Genomic DNA, 22,961 nt, shown 5'->3' with positions numbered 1-22,961 from the left:
CCGGTGGCGTTGCCTGACGCTCCGGGTTTCTTTTTGGGGTCGCCAAACCCGCGTCAATCCCGACAAAAACGCATGGTCAACGGCGGTTTTTGTAAGTATGATCCATGCTTATATTGACAAAAGTGTGGTCTGCCATGGAACAAATGATCGAGTCCGATGCCAATGTCGAGAAGGTGCGCGTGTTCGAAATGGCCGCCGAGTTGTTTGGCGTGCTGGCAACGCCCATGCGCTTGCGCATCCTCAGCGCCCTGTGCGACAGAGAGAAATCGGTTTCCCAGTTGCTGCAGGAAATCGACACCACCCAGCCCAATCTGTCCCAGCATCTGAACTTGTTGTACCGGGCGGGTGTGCTGGCCAAACGCAAAGACGGCACCCAGGTCATCTACCGGGTGCAAAGCGAAAAGGCGGTCACGCTGTGCCGCACGGTCTGCACGCAGATTGCCATCGAAATGGACGAGCCCAGCGCGGTGCCAGCGTCCGAGCGCCTCTCGCCACGCGTGGTTTCCTGATCCTGGATCGTGTCGCCTGACACGGCGCTGTCGCTTCGCGCTGCTGCAACAACTCCGGGGTGATTCCGGCCCCCGGGGCATCCTCCACTGTATTCTTTTTCCCTGATCCTGCGCTCAGGTGGCACAATCGCTGGCTGCAGTCAGGTCCTTCCACAGTCACTGTCGCATCCGCCAATCGGTTAAGCCGTGTCGCGGGAGGTTTCTTTAACCAGCTAATGTTTCCCAGAGGGAAGCGGAGGTCAGCGAATCTATGAGCAATTCCCCATCGAACGGGGGCAACGTCTATGTTGCCTACCAGAACAATTCCTATCTCTTCGGCGGCAACGCACCGTACGTGGAAGAGATGTACGAGAAGTACCTGGAAAATCCCGGCAGTGTGCCGGACAACTGGCGCGGCTACTTTGACGCCCTTCAGCATGTGCCTGCCGGCGACGGCTCCGATGCCCGCGACGTCCCCCACCAGCCCGTCATCAACGCTTTTGCCGAGCGCGCCAAACAAGGCGGTACCAAGGTCGTTGTGGCCGCTGGTGCCGACTCCGATCTGGGCCGCAAACGCGTCGCTGTCCAGCAGCTGATCGCGGCTTACCGCAACGTCGGCTCCCGCTGGGCCGACCTCGACCCGCTTAAGCGCACCGAGCGCGACAACATTCCCGAACTCGATCCCGCGTTCTACGGTTTTTCCGACGCCGATTTCGAGACCGTCTTCAACACCAGCAACACCTTCTTCGGCAAAGAAGTCATGTCGCTGCGTGACCTGCTCAACGCCCTGCGCGAAACCTATTGCGCCAGCGTGGGTGCCGAGTACATGTACATCAGCGACCAGACGCAAAAGCGCTGGTGGCAGGAAAAGCTGGAAGCCATCCGCAGCAAGCCCGCGTTCAATGCCGAAAAGAAAAAAGCCATTCTCGACCGCCTGACCGCAGCCGAAGGCCTGGAGCGTTTTCTGCACACCAAGTACGTGGGCCAGAAGCGCTTCTCGCTCGAAGGTGGCGAAAGCTTCATCGCCGCCATGGACGAAGTGATCCAGCAGGCCGGTGCGCAGGGCGTGCAGGAAATCGTGATCGGCATGGCCCACCGCGGTCGCCTGAACGTGCTGGTCAACATCCTGGGCAAGATGCCCAAGGACCTGTTCGCCGAATTCGACCACACCGCACCCGAAGACCTGCCCGCCGGTGACGTGAAATACCACCAGGGCTTCAGCTCGGACGTCACCACCCCCGGCGGTCCGGTGCACCTCTCGCTGGCTTTCAACCCTTCGCACCTGGAGATCGTGAACCCGGTGGTCGAGGGTTCGGTGCGCGCCCGCATGGACCGCCGCGGCGATCCGCTGGGCAAACAGGTGCTGCCGGTGCTGGTGCACGGCGATGCCGCGTTTGCCGGCCAGGGCGTGAACCAGGAAACCCTGGCGCTGGCGGCGACTCGTGGCTACACCACGGGCGGCACGGTGCACCTGATCATTAACAACCAGATCGGTTTCACCACCTCCGACCCGCGCGACCTGCGCTCCACGCTGTATTGCACCGACATCGTCAAGGGTGTCGAGGCGCCGGTGCTGCACGTCAATGGTGACGACCCGGAAGCCGTGGTGCTGGCCACCCAGCTGGCGCTGGAATACCGCATGACCTTCCGCAAGGACGTGGTGCTCGACATCATCTGCTTCCGCAAGCTGGGCCACAACGAGCAGGACACCCCGAGCCTGACCCAGCCGCTGATGTACAAGAAGATCAGCGCCCATCCCGGCACCCGCAAGCTCTACGCCGACAAGCTGGCCGCTCAGGGCCAGGGTGAAACGCTGGGCGATGACATGGCCAAGGCCTACCGCGCCGCACTCGACGCCGGTCGCCACACGGTGGACCCGGTGCTGACCAACTTCAAGAGCAAGTACGCGGTCGACTGGTCGCCCTTCCTGGGCAAGAAGTGGACCGACGCGGGCGACACGGCGATCCCGATGGCCGAGTGGAAGCGTCTGGCCGGTCGCCTGACCACCATCCCGGAGAGCGTGAGCCCGCACCAGCTGGTGAAGAAGGTCTACGCCGACCGCGCGGCCATGGGCCGTGGCGACATCCCGGTGGACTGGGGCATGGGCGAACACATGGCGTTTGCCTCCCTGGTGGCCAGCGGTTTCCCGGTGCGCCTGTCGGGCGAAGACTGTGGGCGTGGCACGTTCACGCACCGCCACGCCGTGATCCACGACCAGAACCGCGAAAAGTGGGACACCGGTACCTATACGCCGCTGCAGAACGTGGCCGACAACCAGGCGCCGTTCGTCGTCATCGACTCCATCCTGTCCGAAGAGGCGGTGCTGGGTTTTGAATACGGTTACGCCTCCAACGACCCGAACACCCTGGTGATCTGGGAAGCGCAGTTCGGCGATTTCGCCAACGGCGCGCAGGTGGTGATCGACCAGTTCATTGCTTCCGGTGAGGTGAAGTGGGGCCGTGTCAACGGCATCACGCTGATGCTGCCGCACGGCTACGAAGGCCAGGGTCCCGAGCACAGCTCGGCGCGTCTGGAGCGTTTCATGCAGCTGGCGGCCGACACCAACATGCAGATCGTGCAGCCCACCACGGCGAGCCAGATCTTCCACATCCTGCGCCGCCAGGTGATCCGCAACCTGCGCAAGCCGCTGGTGATCTTCACGCCCAAGTCGCTGCTGCGCAACAAGGACGCCACGTCGCCGCTGTCCGAGTTCACCAAGGGCAGCTTCCAGACCGTGATTCCCGAGAGCAACGTCGACGTGGTCAAGAACGCCGACAAGGTCAAGCGCCTCATCTGCTGCTCGGGCAAGGTTTATTACGATCTGGTCAAAAAGCGCGAGGAGCGTGGCGACGACGACGTGGCCATCCTGCGTGTAGAACAGCTCTACCCGTTCCCGCACAAGGTGTTCGGTGCCGAGATCAAGAAGTACCCGAACGCCACCGACATCGTGTGGTGCCAGGACGAGCCACAGAACCAGGGTGCCTGGTTCTTTGTGCAGCACTACATCCACGAGAACATGCTCGATGGCCAGAAGCTGGGTTACGCCGGTCGGGCCGCTTCGGCGTCGCCTGCGGTGGGATACGCGCACCTGCACCAGGAGCAGCAGAAGACCCTGATCGAAGCCGCTTTCAGCAAGCTCAAGGGCTTCATCCTCACCAAATAATCCGGACCCGCGCTGGCCTGCTGCTCCCTGAGGGGCGCGACGAAGGCCGGCGCGAATCGCAAAAAATCAAGGTAGAAGACACATGGCAATCGTAGAAGTCAAAGTTCCGCAGCTCTCCGAATCGGTGGCCGAGGCCACCCTGCTGCAATGGAAAAAGAAGGTCGGTGATGCCGTCACCGCCGACGAGACACTCATCGAGATCGAGACCGACAAGGTGGTGCTGGAATGCCCGGCACCGTCCTCCGGCGTGCTGGTGGAAATCCTGCAGGGCGATGGTGCGACCGTGGCTGCCGAGCAGCTGATCGCCCGCATCGACACCGCCGCTGTGGCCGGTGCGGTTGCGCCAGCCGCCGCCGCTGCACCCGTCGCCGCTGCCCCGGCACCCGTGGCGCCGGCTGCTGCTGCTGCTGCCGCGTCCCAGTCCATGGCCGGTGTGGCCATGCCCGCCGCCGCCAAGCTGATGGCCGACGGTGGCATGGCGCCAGGCTCTGTGGCCGGCACCGGCAAAGACGGCCGTGTGACCAAGGGCGATGTCCTGTCCGCCGCCGCAGCACCCAAGCCCGCCGTGGCCGCCCCCGTTGCCATCCCGACCGGTGCGCCGACCAAGGTGCTGCCGCAGGTGGCGACCGTGGCCCCTGATCTGGGCGACCGCCCCGAAGAGCGCGTGCCCATGACGCGCCTGCGTGCTCGCGTGGCCGAGCGTCTGTTGCAGTCGCAGTCGACCAACGCCATCCTGACCACGTTCAACGAAATCAACATGGCTCCGGTCATGGACATGCGCAAGCGCATGCAGGAGCGGTTCGAGAAGGAACACGGCGTCAAGCTCGGTTTCATGAGCTTCTTCGTCAAGGCCGCTGTGCACGCGCTCAAGAAGTTCCCCGTGCTCAACGCCTCGGTGGACGGCAACGACATCGTCTACCACGGCTACTTCGACATCGGTATCGCCGTCGGTTCGCCGCGCGGCCTGGTGGTGCCCATCCTGCGCAACGCCGACCAGATGAGCTTTGCCGAGATCGAGAAGAAGATCGCCGAGTTCGGTCAGAAGGCCAAAGACGGCAAGCTGGGCATGGACGACATGACCGGTGGCACCTTCTCCATCTCCAACGGCGGCACCTTCGGTTCGATGATGTCCACCCCCATCATCAACCCGCCGCAGTCGGCCATCCTCGGCGTGCACGCCACCAAGGACCGCGCCATGGTTGAAAACGGCCAGGTCGTGGTGCGCCCGATGAACTACTTCGCCATGTCCTACGACCACCGCATCATCGACGGCCGCGAAGCCGTGCTGGGCCTGGTGGCGATGAAGGAAGCGCTGGAAGATCCGGCCCGCCTGCTGTTCGACATCTGACCCACCCCCGTTTCTTGCTCACTTTGTGTAGCCGAATCCCCCCTCAAGGGGGCAATCCCTGCGGCCCGGCAAAGCCGGTTCCGCGGGATTTCTGGAAGTTGTGGCGTCGCGTGTCTGCGTTGACGTTCCTTCCGGGGTTTGAAGAACCTCATTGAAAGAACAACATGTCTCAAGCATTTGACGTCGTCGTGATCGGCGCCGGCCCCGGTGGCTACATCGCCGCTATCCGCGCTGCCCAGCTGGGCTTCAAGGTCGCGTGTATCGACGAGTGGAAAAACGCCGCTGGCGGCCCGGCCCCGGGCGGCACCTGCACCAACGTCGGTTGCATCCCCTCCAAGGCCCTGCTGCAGTCCAGCGAGCACTTCGAGCACGCCAACCACCATTTCGCCGACCACGGCATCAGCACCGGCAAGGTGACGATGGACGTGGCCAAGATGGTGGCCCGCAAGGACGGCGTCGTTAAGCAGAACAACGACGGCATCCTCTACCTGCTCAAGAAGAACAAGGTCACCTTCTTCCACGGCCGTGGCTCTTTCGTGGCAGCGGCCGAAGGTGGCTACCAGATCAAGGTGGCCGGTGCCGCGGAAGAAGTCATCAGCGGCAAGCAGGTCATCGTCGCCACCGGGTCCAACGCGCGTGCGCTGCCCGGCGCGGAATTTGACGAAGTCAACGTGCTGTCCAACGACGGCGCGCTGCGCGTGGGCGCCGTGCCCAAGAAGCTGGGTGTGATCGGCTCTGGCGTGATCGGTCTGGAAATTGGCTCGGTCTGGCGCCGTCTGGGTGCCGAGGTGGTGGTGCTGGAAGCCATGCCCGCCTTCCTGCCGTCGGCCGACGAAGGCGTGGCCAAGGAAGCCCTGAAGGTCTTCACCAAGCAGGGCCTGAAGATCGAGCTGGGTGTGAAGATCAGCGAGATCAAGAACGGCAAGAAGGGCGTCAGTGTCGCCTACACCAACGCCAAGGGCGAAGCCCAGGAGCTGGCGGTGGACAAGCTGATCGTCTCGATCGGCCGCGTGGCCAACACCATCGGTCTGAACCCTGAGGCCGTCGGCCTGCAGCTGGACGAACGTGGCGCCATCATGGTCGATGCCGACTGCCGCACCAACCTGCCGGGCGTCTGGGCGGTGGGTGACGTGGTGCGTGGGCCGATGCTGGCGCACAAGGCGGAAGAAGAGGGTGTGGCGGTGGCCGAGCGCATCGCGGGCCAGCACGGCCACGTGAACTTCAACACCATCCCTTATGTGATCTACACCAGCCCCGAGATCGCCTGGGTCGGCAAGACCGAGCAGCAGCTCAAGGCCGAAGGTGTGGTCTACAAGGCGGGCCAGTTCCCGTTCCTGGCCAACGGCCGTGCGCGCGCACTGGGGGACACCACCGGCTTCGTCAAGATCGTTGCCGACGCGACGAGCGACGAAATCCTGGGCGTGCACATCATCGGCCCACAGGCTTCCGAGCTGATCGCCGAGGCCGTGATGGCGATGGAGTTCAAGGCCTCGGCCGAAGACATCGCGCGCATCTGCCATGCCCATCCGTCGCTCTCCGAGTCGACGAAGGAAGCTGCACTCGCCGTCGACAAGCGCACCCTGAACTTCTGACCCGGGTTCGCCCTTGTCGGTCCGCAGCACCTACGAAGCCGCGCTCAAGGAGCGCGGCTACACCACCGACCCCGCCCAGCAGCGGGCCATCGACGCGCTGGAGCGGTGTGCCACCGAGTGGGCAACGTACAAGCAGCGCCGTTCCAACGCGCTGAAGAAGATGTTCGTCAACCCGGAGATCCCGCGCGGGGTCTACATGTTCGGCGGGGTGGGTCGGGGCAAGAGCTTCCTGATGGACTGCTTCTACAACGCGGTGCCGCTGCGCCGCAAGACGCGGCTGCACTTCCACGAGTTCATGCGCGAGGTGCACCGCGAACTGCGCGAGCTGCAGGGCACCGTGAACCCGCTGGACGAGCTCGGTGCGCGCATCGCCAAGCGCTACAAGCTGATCTGTTTCGACGAATTCCACGTGGCGGATGTGACCGACGCCATGATCCTGCACCGTCTGCTGGACGCGCTGTTCAAGGCCGGTGTGGGTTTTGTCACCACTTCCAACTTCCACCCCGATGGCCTGTACCCGGACGGGCTGCACCGCGACCGCATCCTGCCGGCCATCGAGCTGCTGAAGTCACGGCTGGAAGTGCTCAGCGTGGACAACGGCACCGACTACCGCCAGCGCACCCTCACGCACATCCAGCTCTACCATTGCCCGCTGGGTCCGGCGGCCGACGCGGCGATGGAGAAGACCTTTGGCGAGCTGGCCGAGATGGCCGACCAGGACCCGGTGATGCACATCGAGTCGCGCGAAATCAGCGCGGTGCGCCGCGCGGGTGGCGTGATCTGGTTCGACTTCCGCACGCTCTGCGGCGGTCCCCGTTCGCAGAACGACTACCTTGAAATCGCCACGCAGTTCCATACGCTGCTGCTGTCCAACGTGCCGCAGATGGCGGTGCGCCAGGCATCGGAGGCACGGCGCTTCACCTGGCTGATCGATGTGCTGTACGACCGGCGTGTCAAGCTGGTGATGTCGGCCGCCGTGCCGCCCGAACGGCTGTATCTGGAAGGGCCGATGTCGCACGAGTTTCCCCGCACGGTGTCGCGCTTGGGCGAGATGCAGTCGGCCGAATACCTGACGCTGGAACACCGGCAGGTGGACACCGGGTTGACCTGAAGGCGTCGCCCCAGGCGCCGCATCGACTGCGTCGCTGCACCGGGGCTTCGCCGCTGCGCGGGTCGTTGCCTCCCGAGGGGGTTGTTTCGCCTTGGGGCGGCCCGGCGGCTCAACACGCGCAGCGCCGGGAAATGCTCAACCCAATGGGTCGAACTTGACGATGGTCAGCGACAGGTTGTCGCCCATGCCTTTGGCACGCGAGCGCGCTTTCTGGATCAGGAACTCGCAGGCTTCACGCGGCGTGAGCATGGCCACGGTGCTGGCCAGCTCTTCCGGCGTGAAGTAGTGCCAGATACCGTCGCTGCAGGCGAGCAGGGCGTCACCGGGGCCGAGCTTCTGGGCCACATGGATGTCCACCGGCGGATCGTTGTCGGTGCCCAGACAGCCCATGAGGATGTTGGAGTGCGGGTGGTCCAGCGCCTCTTCTTCGGTGATTTCGCCCTGGTTGACCAGGGTCTGCACATAGGAATGGTCCATGGTGCGAAAGACCATCTGACCTTGGCGGAAGTGGTAGATGCGCGAATCGCCGGCGTGGATCCAGTGGCTGTCGCCACCCGGGTTGATCAGGAAGGCCGCGATGGTGCTGTGCGGTTCCTGTTCGGCAGAGACCGCCGTCAGTTTGATCACCAGATGCGACTCTTCCACGATCTGGCGCAGCATCGCCGACGGGTCGTCGGTCTCGGGGTCAAAACGCTCAAACAGTTGCCGCGCGGTCAGCATGACCTGATCCGATGCCTTGCGTCCACCGCTGCGTCCGCCCATGCCATCGGCGACCACCGACAGCAGGCAACCGTCGTGGCGCTGGTGGTGCAGCAGACAGACCTGGTCCTGCTGGTAGTCGCGATCGCCCCGGTGGGTGCCGGTGGACGCGTGGATGCGGTAGCCTTTGGACATGTGGATCAACAATCAGGGCGACACAGTCGGTGTCGAGGCGCTTCGAATGGTAACCAGAAATCCCTACAGAGGCCGAGACTATCACCAAAAGCGCCCGGTTCAACCCGTTGGCCGGTGGGGGCGTGTGGTGTCGTGTTGCGCCGGGTCCACCATCGCGTTGCCGGTGCCCGTTGGAGGCAGCGTTTGACGCTCTTTGTGGACGCGGTGGCGGCCGTTTTTGCCGACGCTGGCCCCCTGGCGGCCAGCACCCCGGGGGGCTTGCAGCCACGCCAGGCCCAGATTCAGATGGCGCGCGCCGTGGCCGAAGCGCTGGAGACACAGTCCTGGCTTGCGGTGGAGGCCGGTACGGGTGTGGGCAAGACCTTTGCCTACCTCGCACCGTTGCTCCTGAGTGGACGCCGGGCCCTTTTGTCGACCGCCACCCAGTCTCTGCAGGAACAGCTGTATGCGCGCGACATCCCGGCGCTGAGCCGCGCACTCGGCCTGCCGGTGCGGGTGGCGCTGCTCAAAGGCCGTTCCAGTTACGTCTGCCTGCAGCGCCTGGAGCAGGCCCGCAGCGGACCTGTTGCTGGCAGCTTGCGCGATCCGGCGCTGGCCGCCGGGCTGGAGCATGTGCACCGTTGGGCCACCGCGTCGGTGCAGGGCGACCTTGCCGAACTGCCCGGGCTGGACGAGCGCTCGCCGCTGCGCCCCTGGGTCAGCTCCACGCGCGAGAACTGCCTGGCGGACGCCTGCCCGCGGTTGGCGAGCTGCCATGTGAACCGGGCGCGGCGCGTGGCTCAGCAGGCCGACTGGGTGGTGATCAACCACCACCTCTACTTCTCGGACCAGGCCGTGCAGGTGTCCGGCGAGTCGGAGCTGTTGCCACCGGTCGAGGTGGTGGTGTTTGACGAGGCGCACCGGCTCAACGAGATCGGCGTGCAGTTCATGGGTGTGACGCTGGACTCGGGGCGTTTGCGGGAGCTGGCGCGCGAAGTGGCTGGGCAGGGGCCGGTGTGGGCGCGCGGCCAGCGACCTTGGGCACATCTGGCGCTGGAGCTGGAGCAGGCCGTGCGAGGCCTGGCTGGCGTGCCACGAACCGGCGCAGCGGCAGCAGGCCGCTGTCGCTGGGCCGGGCCAACGCCGGATGGGCTGGACCCGCGGCGCTGGATGCAGGCCCTGCAGGGCCTGGCCCAGGCCCTGCGCGCCATGGAGCACGCCCTGGAGGCAACCCAGGGCGCTGCCGTCGAATTGCAGCGCCTGCTGGAGAACGTGCGCGGCTTGCGGGTCGAATGGCCCCGGTGGACAAGCCCCCGGGCAGCAGGCCTGGAGGGTGACAGTGTGCGCTGGGCCGATGTCGACGGGGCCGGTGGCTGGCGCCTGGTCAGCGTGCCGCCGGACGCTTCGACCCGGTTTTCACAGGCGGGCTCGGCGCCGCAAGCGGCACGCAGCTGGATATTCACCTCGGCCACCCTGGGCGGCGACGATGCGCTGCGCTGGTTCACCGAACCGCTGGGCTTGCAGCACCACCCCGGGTTGCGCACCTTGCGCCTGCCCAGTCCGTTTGACCACGCCGCGCTGGCCTCGCTGTACGTGCCCCACGATCTGCCCGAACCCGGTGAACCCGATCACACCGCGCGGCTGGCTCAGGCGGTATCGCGCTGGGCATCGCGCCTCGGCGGACGCACCCTGGTGCTGACCACCACCTTGCGGGCGGCCGACCGCATGACCGAGCTGCTCGCAGCGATGGCGCCGACCGGTCCGGGCGCTGCGCTGCAGGTGCTGGGCCAAGGGCGTTTGTCCCGGCGGGCGCTGCTGGCGCGTTTCCGTGCGGCCGCTGGCGTTGGGCAGGCGGGCGCCATCCTGGTGGCGTCCGCGTCGTTCTGGGAAGGCGTGGATCTGGCCGGTGATGTGCTGCAGCTGCTGGTGATCGACAAGCTGCCTTTTCCGTCACCCGACGATCCGTTGATCGAGGCGCGGGCACAGAAACTCACCGATGCCGGGCTCAGCGCCTTCAACGGTGTCTATATGCCCCAGGCGGCCCAGGCGCTCAGACAGGGCGTAGGTCGCCTGATCCGCAGCGAAACCGACCGAGGGGTCCTGGTGATCGGAGACCGGCGTCTGCTGACGCGGTCTTACGGCAATGCCTTGCTGGCCGAGCTGCCGCCGATGCGGCGGCTGGTCGATGAAGACGATGTGATGCGTGCGCTGGACGAACTCGCGCTCACCAGAGCTTCCACCAAGGGTCGCTGACCGACTTGCCACCCTGGCCGAGGTAGGCGCTTTGCGGGTAGTTGGTCTGCATCACCCGGCGGGCATCGTCGCGCAACTGGGTCATGCCCAGCGCATCGTAGCTGCGCACCAAAATGAACAAAGCTTCTTCCAGCGCCGGGGCGTCGGGGTAGTCGGTCAACGCACTCTGCACCCGGTTGATGGCCGCCACATACGCACCCCGGTTGTAGTAGTAGCGGGCCACGTGCACTTCGTACTGCGCCAGCGAGTTCACGATGTAGGTCATGCGCGCACGCGCGTCGGGTGCATAACGCGAATCGGGGAATCGTGTCACGACTTCACGCAGCGATTCAAACGAGGCCTTGGCCGCCTTCTGGTCGCGCTCGGACAGATCCTGACGTGCGAGCGCGCCGAACAGGCCGAGGTTGTCGTTGAAGTTGACCAAGCCCTTGAGGTAGAGCGCGTAGTCCAGTGCGGGGCTGGCCGGATGCAACCGCAGGAAGCGGTCGAGCGCGGCCAGGGCCTGGGCCTGCTCGCCTGCCTTGTAATGGGTATAGGCCTTGTCGAGCTGGGCCTGCTGCGCCAGCGGCGTGCCGGCCGCCCTGCCTTCGAGCTTTTCATACAGCGTAACGGCTTTTTCGAAGTGGCCGGCATCGCGCTCGTCGATGGCTTCGCTGTAAATCTTGTTGGGGCTCCAGCCCGCAGTTTCATCCACCGGTGTGCTGCTGCACCCCGACAGGGCGAGCAATGAGCCCAGCGTGTACAAGGACACCGCCGATAATCTGAACGAACACTTCACACGCACACCTTTACAACAGGAACACAGGTCTTGTCAGCAGAAATTATATCGATGGGGGGTGTGTCGACACCGGGGATGACCCCAGAGGCTTCAGAGTCAACGACCGGCGGCGACGATGCCCTGCTGGAAGCCGAGACCCGTTGTTGCGAAATCCCGGTCGAGATGCATGGCTGGCGGGTCGACCGTGCGCTGGCCCGTCTGATCCCCGAATTCTCGCGTTCCTACCTGCAGCAGCTCATGGCCGATGGTGCCGTGCGGCTGCTGGGGGCTGCGGTGCACAAGCCCTCGACCCGCATCCAGGTGGGGCATCTGCTGCAGGTGGAATTGCGCCCCACCCAGCAGGCCATGGCGTTCGTGGCCCAGCCGATGGCGCTGGACGTGGTTTTTGAAGATGCGCACCTGCTTGTGATCAACAAACCCGCCGGGCTCGTGGTACACCCGGCGGCCGGGAACTGGAGCGGCACGCTGCTCAATGGTCTGCTGGCCCACCACGCAGCGGCGGCCCAGTTGCCGCGCGCGGGCATCGTGCACCGGCTCGACAAGGACACCTCGGGCCTGATGCTCGTGGGCAAGAGCCGGGCGGCCGTGGAGGCCCTGGTGCGTGCCATTGCGGCACGCGAGGTGCACCGCGGCTATGTCGCGCTGGCGCAGGGCCGCTGGAAGGGCGCGGCGGAGCAACTGGTGGACCAGCCGGTGGGCCGCGACACCCACAACCGCTTGCGCATGGCGGTGTTGCGGCCCGATGCCACCAGTGGCAAACCCGCCCAGACCACCATCCGGCTGCTCGATGGCAACGAGCAGGCCAGTCTGGTGGTCTGCAAGCTGCACACCGGCCGCACGCACCAGATCCGGGTGCACATGGCCTGGCTCGGGCATCCGCTGGTGGGCGACGCCTTGTACGGCGGCAAGCCTTTGTACGACATGCCGCGCCAGGCCTTGCACGCCACACGCCTGCGTCTCTTGCACCCGATTACGGGCGAGCCTCTGGCATTCCAGTCCGCGCCACCGGCCGATTTTCAGGAAGCCCTGTCAAAGTCCGGGCTCCATTACAATGAAGCGCAGTTGGGGTGATGCCACCCCGGCAGTGCATATGCCTTCAGCAGGCCGCTTTTTTCGGGATGATTCCCGATCGTTTAGACAGCCCCACCCGGATCGCGCCGCCCCATGCCCTGATGTTGCGGTGCTCCAGGTGACCCAGCCCCGCCGCCGGGCGGGCACACAGGCAGCCTTCGAACCCTCTCGCAGCCCGTACCGGACAACCGGTTTTTGACAGACACCAGCGATGAACACCACGGATGCCCGACGCGTCCTCGAGACGGCTTTGATCTGCGCGCCGCAACCGCTCTCCGTGCGGGAGCTGGGCGTGCTGTTCGACATGGAAGTCTCGCCCGACACCCTCAAGAGCCTGCTGGCCGACCTCCAGCTGGAGTGGAGCGGCCGTGGCGTGGAGCTGGTGCAGGTGGCCAGCGGCTGGCGCTTCCAGAGCCGGCCGGAAATGCGCCCCTATCTCGACAGGCTGCACCCCGAGAAGCCCCCCAGATACACCCGCGCGACGCTGGAAACGCTGGCCATCATTGCCTATCGCCAGCCCGTGACCCGGGGTGACATGGAAGACATCCGTGGCGTGACCATCAATTCGCTGCTGCTGAAGCAACTCGAGGACCGGGGCTGGGTCGAAGTGATTGGCCACCGTGAAACCGTGGGTCGTCCGGCCCTGTTTGCCACCACCCGCCAGTTCCTGGACGATCTGGGCATTGCCTCGCTGGACCAGCTGCCGCCGCTCGAAGGCAGTGAGGTGCAGGAATCCGCGCTGGATCGATTGGACTTTGAGGCGCTTTCAACCAGCCTCTTGCCCGAAGCAGGCGAAACCGCCGAGGTGTCGTTGACCGATGCCGATCCCACCGAATCAGAAACCGCTACCGAGACGAACGAGCCTCCCACAGGAACACCATGACCATGGCAAACAACCCCACACCTCCAGACACGCCCCGTGAGGTCGAAACGGTCGAACCTGCGGGCCTCGATTCCACCGTGCCACAGGCGCAGTCTGATGCCCCTGCGGTGCCTGCCCGAGTTCCGGCTGCGTCCCCCGATGCCCTGCGCTTCGATGACGTGGTCAGTGGCGCCTTCGACGCCGAGCAGGAACAGGACCTGCCGTTGCCGACCAAGCGCGTGCTCGCGCCGCAAGCCGATTCGCCGAAGCTGCACAAGGTGCTGGCACAAGCTGGCATGGGCTCAAGGCTGGAAATGGAGCAGTTGATCCTGGAGGGACGCATCTCCGTCAACGGCGAGCCGGCCCACGTGGGGCAGCGCATCCAGTTCGGCGATGTGATCAAGGTCAACGGCAAACCGGTGCGTGTGCGCATGACGCCGCCGCCGCCGCGCGTGCTGGCCTATCACAAGCCCGCAGGTGAAGTCGTGTCCCACGACGATCCCCAGAACCGACCCACCGTGTTCCGCCGCCTGCCGCGCCTGTACCAGGGCAAATGGCAGTCGGTTGGTCGCCTGGATCTGAACACCGAAGGGCTGTTGCTGCTGACCGACTCGGGGGAACTGGCCAACCGTCTGATGCACCCGCGTTTCGGTCTGCAGCGCGAATACGCGGTGCGCGTGCTGGGGGCCCTGTCCAACGAGGAAAAGCAGCGCCTGCTCGACGGTGTGCGCCTCGACGACGGCATCGCCCAGTTTTCGAGCATCGAAGACGGGGGCGGGGAAGGGGCCAACTGCTGGTACCGCGTGACCATCGGCGAGGGGCGCAACCGCGAGGTGCGCCGCATGCTTGAAGCGGTGGGCCATGCGGTCAGCCGCCTGATCCGCATCCGCTACGGCGCCATGATGCTGCCGCGGGGTCTCAAACGCGGTGTCTGGGTGGAGCTGGACCAGCAGGACATCGACCGCCTGACCGCCGCGGCTGGCATGCCCGCAACGGGCGATGACCGTGCGCCCCGCGGCCGGCACCCGGCCACGCGTGGCAAGCCGGCGCCCAAGGGTGGCGGACGCAACTACGGCAATCCTCCCGGCAGCCGGGGTGAGGCGCCCGCCGTGCGGCGCAGCAGCATGTTTGGCGGCCCTGCAGACAACCCCAAGGCCCGTGGGGGCAAGCCCGGCGGGCCGGGCGGTGGCGCTGGCCAGCCCGATCCCATGAAAACCTCGTTTGGCTACATCGGCCAGGACGCCCTGCAGCGCCAGCGCGAGCAGGACGGTGGTCGTGGCGGCCCACCCGGTGGTCGTCGCCGCGGCGGCGGCGGTGGGCGCACCGGCGGGCGCTCAGCGCCCGGGCTGTAGCGCGTGCCCCATGCCGGACATGGGGGCAATGTAGAATCTAGGGCTTTGCAGCTCTGCGAAAAATTCGTTTTTTATCAATAAATTCAAGGACCACCATGGCCATCGAACGCACCCTCTCGATCATCAAACCCGACGCCGTCGCCAAGAACGTGATTGGCCAGATCTACGCCCGTTTTGAAGCGGCCGGCCTGAAGGTCGTGGCCTCCCGCATGGCCCACCTGTCGCGTGGCGAAGCGGAAGCCTTCTACGCTGTGCACAAAGAGCGTCCTTTCTTCAAGGACCTGGTGGACTTCATGATCTCCGGCCCGGTGATGATCCAGGCGCTGGAAGGCGAAGGCGCCATTGCCAAGAACCGCGACCTGATGGGTGCCACCGATCCCAAGAAAGCCGCCCCCGGCACCATCCGCGCCGACTTCGCCGACAGCATCGACGCCAACGCCGTGCACGGTTCTGATGCCCCCGAGACGGCCGCCGCTGAAGTGGCGTTCTTCTTCGCTGGCATGAACGTTTACTCGCGCTGAACACGCGCGTTGATCATGTGATGACGGCCAACCTGCTCGACTTTGATCTTGAAGGCCTGGCCGCCTTTTGCGAACAGCTGGGCGAAAAGCGTTTCCGCGCCGTCCAGCTGTTTCGCTGGATCCATCAGAAAGGGGCGTCTCGTTTCGACGAGATGACCGATCTCGCCAAAAGTCTGCGCGAGAAGCTGCCCTCGGTCTGCCACATCACCGACCTGCCGGTGCTCTCGCGCCAGGACTCGGTCGACGGCACCATCAAGTGGCTGTTCGATGTGGGTGACGGTAACGCCGTCGAGACGGTGTTCATCCCCGAAGACGACCGGGGCACGCTCTGCATTTCTTCCCAGGCCGGTTGCGCCGTGGGATGCCGTTTCTGCTCCACCGGTCACCAGGGTTTTTCGCGCAACCTCACCACGGGTGAGATCCTGGCGCAGCTCTGGCACGCCGAACATTTCCTGCGCAAACACCTGAAGTCCTCCGATCGTGTGATCACCAACGTGGTGATGATGGGCATGGGCGAGCCGCTGCAGAATTACAGCGCCCTTGTGCCCGCCCTGCGCGTGATGCTGGACGACCACGGTTATGGCCTCTCGCGCCGCCGGGTCACGGTGTCCACATCCGGCGTCGTGCCGATGATCGACCGCCTGGCGCAGGACGTGCCGGTGGCGCTGGCCGTTTCGCTGCACGCGCCCAACGATGCCTTGCGCGACTCCCTGGTGCCGCTGAACCGCAAATACCCGATTGCCGAACTGCTCGACGCCTGCCTGCGTTACCTGCCGGCCGCGCCGCGCGACTTCATCACTTTCGAGTACTGCATGCTGGAGGGTGTGAACGACCAGCCAGAACACGCGCAACAGCTGTTGTCGCTCGTCAAGACGCATGGTGGCCGTGGCGTTCCATGCAAAATCAACCTCATCCCGTTCAATCCCTTTCCCGACTCGGGGCTCAAGTGCTCGCCGCGTCCCGTGGTGCTGCGCTTCGGGCAGATCCTCAACGAGGGCGGGGTGGTCACGACGGTGCGCAAGACCCGTGGCGATGACATCGACGCCGCCTGCGGCCAGTTGGCGGGCGACGTGCTTGACCGAACCGACGCCGTCCGCCGCCTGGCCGATCGCCGACTGACCGCCGCCGAGCAACCCATTCGATTCGTGCACAAAGCCAAGGACAAACAGGTATGACAGACGCATTTGCCGACAGCAGCCGAGAACAAGCCCTTTTGCCGTTGCGGACGGTCTGGAGTGTGTTGCCTGGTGGTGGACATCGGTCGCGGATGCGGGTGGCATTGATGTGGCTGCTGCTGGCCGCCGGTGTGGCGCAGCTGACGGCGTGCGCCGGGGCGCCGGTTTCGAACACGACCACCACGGCCGAGCCGATCACCGATTCCGACGAGCCCGAAACACGCAAGCGGGCCCGGATTCGCGTGGAACTGGCGACAAACTATTTCGAACAAGGGCAGAACACGGTGGCGCTGGACGAAATCAAACAGTCGCTGGCGGCCGACCCGGGGTACGGGCCCGCGTACGTGCTGCGCGGGCTCGTCTACATGCGGCTCAACGATCCCCGTCTGGCCGAAGACAGTTTCCGCCGCGCCCTGCAGATCAATCCCCGCGACCCGGATGCGCTGCACAACTACGGCTGGTTTTCCTGCAACCAGGCGCGCTACCCCGAGGCCTTGCAGCTCTTTGCCCAGGCGCTGGCCAGTCCAGTCTATCGTGGGCAGGCCAAGACCCTGATGCTGCAGGGCACCTGTCAGCTCCGCATGGGCCAGGCGTCCGAGGCGGAGAGCAGTTTTGCGCGCGCATACGAACTGGACCCGGCCAATCCGTATGTCGGCTTCAACCTGGCCAATCTGCAGTTTCGCCGCAACGACTACACCAAGTCGCAGTTCGTGATCCGCCGCATCAACAATTCCGATCTGGCCAATGCCGAGACGCTGTGGCTGGGCATCAAGGTCGAGCGCAAGCTGAACAACAGCGCGGCGGTCGGCCAGCTGGCACAACAGCTGGAGCGGCGGTATCCGAAGTCGCGTGAATGGGCGGCCTACCAACGGGGTTCGTTTCATGAATGAGTCGGTGATGCACGAACAGACCCACGGCGCCCATCCGGGCGAAGTGGTCTGGACCGCGCCTGTTCTGCTGCGCCAGGCGCGGGAAGCCGCTGGCCTGCATATCGCCGCGCTGGCGGCGGCGCTGAAGGTGCCGGTCAAGAAGCTGGAAGCGCTGGAGGCTGGGCGCTACGACGAGTTGCCCGACCTGACGTTTGCGCGCGCGCTGGCTTCCAGCGCCTGCCGCCAGCTCAAGACCGACCCGGGTCCCGTCCTCGAACAGATCCCCCAGGGGCACATGCCCGTGCTGGGCGACTCCCGCCAGACCATCAACGCACCGTTCAAGGGGGACCAGGCCGGTTCGAGCTTCAGCCCCCTGGACTGGCTGCGCCGTCCGGCGGTGTTGATTGCTTCGGTGGCGCTGCTGGGAGCGCTGGTGATTGCGCTGGTGCCCGACTGGAGCGCTGTGCCTGGCAAGGACCTGCTGACCGGCGCCACGCGTGTTTTCAGCAAGGAAACCCAGCCCGACGAGGTGGTGACGACCGTGGTTCAAACGCCCGGTTCTGATGCGCCGGCAGCCCGTGTCGCGCCGCAGCCAGCCACAACGACCGAGCCGGTTGCTGCGCCGGTTCCTGAAGCCCCTGCGGCTTCTGTCGCGGAGCTGGCGCCGGTGTCTCCCGGCTCAACGCCGCTTGCGGTGACCGATCCGGCCGCGCCTGGCGGTCTGCTGAGCATTCAGGCGAGCAGCGACTCCTGGGTCGAGGTGATCGATGGCACGGGCAAGGTGCAGGTGCAGCGCATGCTCAAGGCGGGTGATGCACTGAACTTTTCCAGCATGCCGCCCTATTCGGTGGTGCTCGGGCGTGCCGATGCGGTGCAGGTGCAGGTGCGAGGACGACCGTTCGACGTGATGCCCTACGCCCGCAACAGCGTGGCCCGATTCGAGGTGAAATGACCATGGACATGCCCGTAGCCAACCGGTCTGAAACAGTGGACATCCTGGCGGATGCGCCGGTCGCGCTGGCCGGCGCCCGACCGCGCAAGTCGCGCCAGGGTGTGGTGTCCTGGGGTGACCACCACGTGACGGTGGGTGGCGACGCGCCGGTGCGCCTGCAGTCCATGACCAACACCGACACCGCCGACGCCATCGGCACCGCGATCCAGGTCAAGGAACTGGCCATCGCCGGGTCCGAGCTGGTGCGCATCACGGTCAACAACGACGAAGCCGCCAAGGCGGTGCCCCACATCCGCGAACAGCTGGACCGCATGGGCATCCACGTGCCCCTGATCGGCGATTTCCATTACAACGGCCACAAGCTGCTGAGCGACCACCCGGCCTGCGCCGAAGCCTTGTCCAAGTACCGTATCAATCCCGGCAACGTGGGCAAGGGCGAAAAAGGCGACCGCCAGTTCGCCCAGATGGTCGAAATCGCGGCGCGCCACGACAAGGCCGTTCGCATCGGTGTGAACTGGGGCAGCCTTGACCAGGACCTGCTCGCCCGCCTGATGGACCAGAACTCGCAGCGCGTCGAACCCTGGGACGCCCGCCAGGTGATGTACGAGGCGCTGATCATGTCGGCGCTCGACTCCGCGGCGAAGGCCGAGGCGCTGGGTCTGAACGGCAACAACATCTTCCTGTCCTGCAAGGTCAGTGGCGTGCAGGACCTGATCGCGGTCTACCAGGCCCTGGCCCAGCGCTGCGACTACGCGCTGCACCTGGGCCTGACCGAAGCCGGCATGGGCACCAAGGGCGCTGTGGCGTCGGCAGCGGCGCTGTCGGTGCTGCTGCAACAAGGCATCGGCGACACCATCCGGGTGTCGCTCACGCCGCAGCCCGGCGAGGCCCGCACGCAGGAGGTGGTGATCGCTGCCGAGATCCTGCAGGCGCTGGGCTTGCGGGCCTTTGTGCCCAGTGTCACCGCCTGTCCGGGCTGTGGCCGCACCACCAGCACCACCTTCCAGGAACTCGCCAAGCAGATCGACGACTACCTGCGCTCGTCGATGCCGGTCTGGCGCGCGCGTTACCCCGGCGTCGAAAACCTGAAGGTCGCGGTGATGGGTTGCATCGTCAACGGCCCCGGTGAAAGCAAACATGCCGACATCGGCATCAGCCTGCCGGGCACGGGTGAAGCTCCGGCTGCGCCGATCTTCATCGATGGCCAGAAAGCGATGACCCTGCGCGGCGAGGGCATCGCGCGCGAATTCCAGCAGATCGTTGAAAACTACATAGAAAAGAGATTCGGCGCTGCCGTCTGACCCCGATGCGGGTGCCGGTGAGCGGCGCCCGCGGTTCAGACGGTGCCCGGTCGCACCGCATTCCCATGGCAGAAAAACTCAGCGCCGTCAAAGGCATGAACGACATCGCCCCGCCCGTGTCCGCACACTGGGAGTGGCTCGAAGACAAGCTGCGCTCGCTCATGCTGCGCTACGGCTACCGCAACCTGCGCACGCCCATCGTGGAACCCACGGCGCTGTTCGTGCGCGGCCTGGGCGAGGTGACCGACATCGTCGAGAAGGAGATGTATTCCTTCGAGGACCGGCTCAACGGCGAGCAGCTCACCCTGCGCCCGGAAAACACCGCCGGTGTGGTGCGGGCGGCGGTCGAGCATTCGCTGCTGTACGACGGTGGCAAGCGCCTGTATTACATGGGGCCGATGTTCCGCCATGAGCGCCCGCAGCGCGGCCGTTACCGCCAGTTTCACCAGTTCGGCGCCGAGGCGCTGGGCTTCGTCGGTCCCGATGTGGACGCCGAACTGATCGTGCTCGCCTGCGACCTCTGGGCCGAACTGGGGCTGGAAGGCATCGAGCTGGAAATCAACAGCCTGGGCCAGCCGGCCGAGCGTCAGGCGCACCGCCAGGCGCTGATCACCTACCTGGAAGGCCACGCTGACCAGCTCGATGAAGACGCGAGGCGCCGTCTGCACAGCAACCCGCTGCGCATCCTGGACACCAAGAACCCGGCGATGCAGGCGCTCGTCAACGCCGCGCCGCGCCTCATGGACCACCTGGGGCCAGAGTCGCTGGACCACTTCAACCGCCTGCGTGGCCTGCTCGACGCACACGGCATTGGCTACCGCATCAACCCGCGCCTGGTGCGTGGCATGGATTACTACAACCTCTCGGTGTTCGAGTTCGTGACCACGCAGCTGGGGTCGCAGGGCACGGTCTGTGCCGGCGGCCGCTACGACGGCCTGTTCGAACAGATCGGTGGCAAGGCCGCGCCGGCCGTGGGCTGGGCGCTGGGCATGGAGCGCATCCTCGAACTGCTGAAAGAACAGGGCAAGCTGCCCGGGCAACCCGCGCCCGACGCCTACGCCGTGGTGCCCGATGCGGGCAGCGTGCCCCGGGTCATGCCGGTGCTGCGCACCTTGCGCCAGCAGGGTGTGCGGGTGCAGATGCACGCCGGCGGGGCCGAAGGCATGGGCAGCATGAAGTCGCAATTCAAGAAGGCCGACGCCAGCGGCGCACGTTTTGCGCTGATCTTCGGTCCCGACGAACTGGCTCAGGGCTGTGTATCGGTCAAGCCTTTGCGGGGACCGCGACCCGGCGAGGACGCTGGCGAGGCGCCCACCCAGGTGTCGCAGCCGCTGGCCGACGTGGCCGCGTGGGCGCAGAGCCTGCGCCCTACAATCCCCTGTTAATCACTGACTACCACGCATGGCCAAACATCTCGACCTTGAAGAGCAGGAACAGCTCGACCAGATCAAACACTTCTGGGCCCAGTACGGCAACCTGATCACCTGGGTGTTGATCGCGGTGTTTGGCAGCATGGCAGCCTGGAACGGCTGGAACTACTGGCAACGCAGCCAGGCAGCCAAAGCCTCGGCCCTGTACGAAGAGATCGAGCGCGCTGCGCTGGCCAGCGATGCCGACAAGATCCAGCGGGCCTATCTGGAAATGACAGACCGCTTTGCCGGCACCACCTTCGCTGCCCAAGGGGCTTTGCTGGCCGGCAAGACGCTGTACGAATCGGGCAAGGTGGACGGTGCGCGAGCGGCCCTCACCTGGGTATCCGAAAAGGCGTCGGACACATCGCTCCAGGCCATCGCCCGTCTGCGGCTGGCGGCGCTGGATGTGGAGAGCAAGGCGTTTGATCAGGCATTGAAGACGCTGGAAACGCCGATGCCCAAATCCTTTGAGCCACTCGCGGCGGACCGGCGGGGCGACGTGTTCCTGGCCCAGGGGAAAACCGAAGAAGCCAAGACCCAGTACCAGGCCGCCTGGCGCGCGCTGGGTGCACAAACCGAATACCGCCAACTGGTGGAAGTCAAACTTGCGTCGCTGGGGGTGGATGCTTCCACACTGGGTGGCGCTGCGGAGGTGACGCGTTGATGAAAACGATCATGCCCCAGGGAAATGGGTTTTCGCTGCAACTGGCTTCGCGGGGGCGTCTGCTCCTGTCGGGGCTGGGCCTTGCCGCTGCCATCGGGTTGTCTGCCTGTTCTTCGCCCGCCAAATTTGAACCGGCACCCCTGGCGCCTCCGGCCGCTTTGCTGGGTGCCAACCTGGCCTGGTCGACCCAGGTGGGGACATCCGGGACCTCCTTGACGCCGCTGGCGACAGCCGGTCGCGTCTTTGTGGCGGGCGCTTCGGGCACCGTGGCTGCACTCGATGCCGACACCGGCAAGGATGTCTGGCGCTTGGATCTGCGCACCGGCATTTCGGCGGGCGTGGGGTCGGACGGCCAGACGGCCGCGGTGATCACACAGACGAACGATCTGGTGGCCATTGCCGATGGGCGTGAACTCTGGCGCGTGCGCTTGCCGGCGCGCGCGTTCACGGCTCCACTGGTGGCCGGGCAGCGCGTGTTTGTCCTGACGGCGGACCGCAGCGTGACGGCCTTTGACGGTCGGACCGGCGCGCGTCTGTGGAGCCAGGCCCGCCCGGGTGAACCTCTGGTGCTGGGGCAGTCCGGCGTGCTGCTGGCGGTGGGCAACACCCTCGTCGCCGGCTTGTCCGCGCGCCTGACCGGTCTGGACCCCCTCAACGGCACGATCCGCTGGGAGGCCCTGGTGGCCAGCGCCCGGGGCACCAACGAGGTCGAACGCCTGGTGGATCTGGTGGGCACCGTCAGCCGGCAGGGTGACAGTGTCTGTGCGCGCGCCTTTGGCGCCGCGGTGGGTTGTGTGGACACCAGCCGTGGCGCTGTGGTGTGGAGCAAACCCGCGCGCGGTTCCACCGGCGTGCATGGCGACGACCGGATGGTGTTTGGCACCGAATCCGACGGCCGCGTGGTCGCCTGGCAGCGTGCCAGCGGTGAACGCAGCTGGGAAATCGAACGCCTCAAATACCGCGAACTCACGTCGCCGCTGGCCGTGGGCCGCGTGGTGGCCATTGGCGACAGCAAGGGACTGGTGCACTTGCTGTCCCGCGAGGACGGCAGCGAAATGAACCGACTGACCACCGACGGGTCACCGATCGTCGGTGCCCCGGTGCTGGCCGGGCAGACCCTGGTGGTGCAGACGCGCAACGGCGGCGTCTACGGCTGGCGTCCCCAATAACGATTGC

Annotated in this window: 19 protein-coding genes; 17 read left to right on the top strand and 2 right to left on the bottom strand. The window is 65.7% G+C overall.

Going from position 1 to position 22,961, the window contains the following annotated elements; genetic code table 11:
* Positions 1 to 134: 134 nt before the first annotated feature.
* From F3K02_RS08100 to zapE, 5 genes are all read left to right on the top strand, one after another.
* Entirely contained in the window at positions 135 to 509 is a 375-nt protein-coding gene (locus tag F3K02_RS08100) for an ArsR/SmtB family transcription factor (protein ID WP_177134943.1), read from the top strand.
* 250 nt (positions 510 to 759) lie between these two features.
* A complete protein-coding gene (locus F3K02_RS08095; RefSeq protein ID WP_177134941.1) occupies positions 760 to 3,651 on the top strand; it encodes a 2-oxoglutarate dehydrogenase E1 component in 2,892 nt (963 codons plus the stop codon).
* A gap of 82 nt (positions 3,652 to 3,733) precedes the next feature.
* Positions 3,734 to 4,999 carry a 2-oxoglutarate dehydrogenase complex dihydrolipoyllysine-residue succinyltransferase gene (gene odhB, locus F3K02_RS08090; protein ID WP_177134939.1) on the top strand — a complete coding sequence of 422 codons (1,266 nt, stop codon included), beginning with the start codon at positions 3,734 to 3,736 and terminating at the stop codon, positions 4,997 to 4,999.
* A 164-nt stretch (positions 5,000 to 5,163) separates the two neighbouring features.
* Entirely contained in the window at positions 5,164 to 6,591 is a 1,428-nt protein-coding gene (lpdA, locus tag F3K02_RS08085) for a dihydrolipoyl dehydrogenase (protein ID WP_177134937.1), read from the top strand.
* Positions 6,592 to 6,604: 13 nt separating this feature from the next.
* On the top strand, positions 6,605 to 7,702 hold the full coding sequence (gene zapE / locus F3K02_RS08080) for a cell division protein ZapE (protein ID WP_177134935.1): 1,098 nt from the start codon (positions 6,605 to 6,607) through the stop codon (positions 7,700 to 7,702).
* Between the two features lie 135 nt (positions 7,703 to 7,837).
* On the opposite strand, the gene F3K02_RS08075 is transcribed toward zapE, so the two are convergent.
* Positions 7,838 to 8,596: a PP2C family protein-serine/threonine phosphatase gene (locus F3K02_RS08075; RefSeq protein ID WP_177134933.1), complete on the bottom strand. Its 759-nt coding sequence runs from the start codon at positions 8,594 to 8,596 to the stop codon at positions 7,838 to 7,840.
* 183 nt (positions 8,597 to 8,779) lie between these two features.
* Here F3K02_RS08075 and F3K02_RS08070 point away from each other — a divergent pair, with 183 nt between their 5' ends.
* Positions 8,780 to 10,828 carry an ATP-dependent DNA helicase gene (locus tag F3K02_RS08070; RefSeq protein WP_246309242.1) on the top strand — a complete coding sequence of 683 codons (2,049 nt, stop codon included), beginning with the start codon at positions 8,780 to 8,782 and terminating at the stop codon, positions 10,826 to 10,828.
* On the opposite strand, the gene F3K02_RS08065 is transcribed toward F3K02_RS08070, so the two are convergent.
* A complete protein-coding gene (locus F3K02_RS08065; protein ID WP_177134931.1) occupies positions 10,800 to 11,606 on the bottom strand; it encodes an outer membrane protein assembly factor BamD in 807 nt (268 codons plus the stop codon). The two genes, F3K02_RS08070 and F3K02_RS08065, sit on opposite strands and share 29 nt — an antisense overlap.
* Positions 11,607 to 11,681: 75 nt before the next feature.
* On the opposite strand from F3K02_RS08065, the gene F3K02_RS08060 reads away from it, so the two are divergent.
* The 11 genes from F3K02_RS08060 to bamB all read left to right on the top strand — a co-directional run bounded on the left by F3K02_RS08060 (position 11,682) and on the right by bamB (position 22,954).
* Positions 11,682 to 12,677, top strand: a complete 996-nt coding sequence (locus F3K02_RS08060) for an RluA family pseudouridine synthase (RefSeq protein ID WP_177134929.1) — start codon at positions 11,682 to 11,684, stop codon at positions 12,675 to 12,677.
* Positions 12,678 to 12,888: 211 nt separating this feature from the next.
* Positions 12,889 to 13,560: an SMC-Scp complex subunit ScpB gene (gene scpB, locus F3K02_RS08055; RefSeq protein WP_177134927.1), complete on the top strand. Its 672-nt coding sequence runs from the start codon at positions 12,889 to 12,891 to the stop codon at positions 13,558 to 13,560.
* Positions 13,557 to 14,891: a pseudouridine synthase gene (locus F3K02_RS08050; protein ID WP_177134924.1), complete on the top strand. Its 1,335-nt coding sequence runs from the start codon at positions 13,557 to 13,559 to the stop codon at positions 14,889 to 14,891. The genes scpB and F3K02_RS08050 overlap by 4 nt, the downstream gene beginning before the upstream one ends.
* A 95-nt stretch (positions 14,892 to 14,986) precedes the next feature.
* Entirely contained in the window at positions 14,987 to 15,412 is a 426-nt protein-coding gene (gene ndk / locus F3K02_RS08045; protein WP_177134922.1) for a nucleoside-diphosphate kinase, read from the top strand.
* A gap of 20 nt (positions 15,413 to 15,432) precedes the next feature.
* Entirely contained in the window at positions 15,433 to 16,587 is a 1,155-nt protein-coding gene (rlmN, locus tag F3K02_RS08040) for a dual-specificity RNA methyltransferase RlmN (RefSeq protein WP_177134920.1), read from the top strand.
* 92 nt (positions 16,588 to 16,679) lie between these two features.
* Entirely contained in the window at positions 16,680 to 17,477 is a 798-nt protein-coding gene (gene pilW, locus F3K02_RS08035; protein ID WP_177134918.1) for a type IV pilus biogenesis/stability protein PilW, read from the top strand.
* Between the two features lie 7 nt (positions 17,478 to 17,484).
* Positions 17,485 to 18,408, top strand: a complete 924-nt coding sequence (locus F3K02_RS08030) for a RodZ domain-containing protein (RefSeq protein ID WP_177134916.1) — start codon at positions 17,485 to 17,487, stop codon at positions 18,406 to 18,408.
* A gap of 8 nt (positions 18,409 to 18,416) precedes the next feature.
* The gene (ispG, locus tag F3K02_RS08025; RefSeq protein ID WP_177135425.1) at positions 18,417 to 19,709 is read left to right on the top strand and encodes a flavodoxin-dependent (E)-4-hydroxy-3-methylbut-2-enyl-diphosphate synthase; all 1,293 of its coding nucleotides are present in this window, start codon (positions 18,417 to 18,419) and stop codon (positions 19,707 to 19,709) included.
* A 65-nt stretch (positions 19,710 to 19,774) separates the two neighbouring features.
* Entirely contained in the window at positions 19,775 to 21,094 is a 1,320-nt protein-coding gene (gene hisS, locus F3K02_RS08020) for a histidine--tRNA ligase (protein ID WP_177134914.1), read from the top strand.
* 16 nt (positions 21,095 to 21,110) lie between these two features.
* Entirely contained in the window at positions 21,111 to 21,785 is a 675-nt protein-coding gene (locus tag F3K02_RS08015; RefSeq protein ID WP_177134912.1) for a YfgM family protein, read from the top strand.
* Positions 21,785 to 22,954 carry an outer membrane protein assembly factor BamB gene (gene bamB / locus F3K02_RS08010; RefSeq protein ID WP_246309238.1) on the top strand — a complete coding sequence of 390 codons (1,170 nt, stop codon included), beginning with the start codon at positions 21,785 to 21,787 and terminating at the stop codon, positions 22,952 to 22,954. The genes F3K02_RS08015 and bamB overlap by 1 nt, the downstream gene beginning before the upstream one ends.
* Positions 22,955 to 22,961: the final 7 nt, after the last annotated feature.

Origin of the sequence: Hydrogenophaga aromaticivorans, from assembly GCF_013387465.1 — a bacterium.
Lineage (GTDB): Bacteria > Pseudomonadota > Gammaproteobacteria > Burkholderiales > Burkholderiaceae_C > Hydrogenophaga > Hydrogenophaga aromaticivorans.
The sequence above is the reverse complement of the archived record's forward strand: the minus strand, read 5'-3'. Positions and strand labels throughout refer to the sequence as shown.

Coding starts and splice junctions, on each gene's coding strand:
- F3K02_RS08100 (WP_177134943.1), top strand. CDS start 135: ATGGAACAAATGATCGAGTCCGATGCCAATGTCGAGAAGGTGCGCGTG.
- F3K02_RS08095 (WP_177134941.1), top strand. CDS start 760: ATGAGCAATTCCCCATCGAACGGGGGCAACGTCTATGTTGCCTACCAG.
- odhB (WP_177134939.1), top strand. CDS start 3,734: ATGGCAATCGTAGAAGTCAAAGTTCCGCAGCTCTCCGAATCGGTGGCC.
- lpdA (WP_177134937.1), top strand. CDS start 5,164: ATGTCTCAAGCATTTGACGTCGTCGTGATCGGCGCCGGCCCCGGTGGC.
- F3K02_RS08075 (WP_177134933.1), bottom strand. CDS start 8,596: ATGTCCAAAGGCTACCGCATCCACGCGTCCACCGGCACCCACCGGGGC.
- F3K02_RS08060 (WP_177134929.1), top strand. CDS start 11,682: ATGACCCCAGAGGCTTCAGAGTCAACGACCGGCGGCGACGATGCCCTG.
- scpB (WP_177134927.1), top strand. CDS start 12,889: ATGAACACCACGGATGCCCGACGCGTCCTCGAGACGGCTTTGATCTGC.
- F3K02_RS08050 (WP_177134924.1), top strand. CDS start 13,557: ATGACCATGGCAAACAACCCCACACCTCCAGACACGCCCCGTGAGGTC.
- ndk (WP_177134922.1), top strand. CDS start 14,987: ATGGCCATCGAACGCACCCTCTCGATCATCAAACCCGACGCCGTCGCC.
- rlmN (WP_177134920.1), top strand. CDS start 15,433: ATGACGGCCAACCTGCTCGACTTTGATCTTGAAGGCCTGGCCGCCTTT.
- pilW (WP_177134918.1), top strand. CDS start 16,680: ATGCGGGTGGCATTGATGTGGCTGCTGCTGGCCGCCGGTGTGGCGCAG.
- F3K02_RS08030 (WP_177134916.1), top strand. CDS start 17,485: ATGCACGAACAGACCCACGGCGCCCATCCGGGCGAAGTGGTCTGGACC.
- ispG (WP_177135425.1), top strand. CDS start 18,417: ATGCCCGTAGCCAACCGGTCTGAAACAGTGGACATCCTGGCGGATGCG.
- hisS (WP_177134914.1), top strand. CDS start 19,775: ATGGCAGAAAAACTCAGCGCCGTCAAAGGCATGAACGACATCGCCCCG.
- F3K02_RS08015 (WP_177134912.1), top strand. CDS start 21,111: ATGGCCAAACATCTCGACCTTGAAGAGCAGGAACAGCTCGACCAGATC.
- bamB (WP_246309238.1), top strand. CDS start 21,785: ATGAAAACGATCATGCCCCAGGGAAATGGGTTTTCGCTGCAACTGGCT.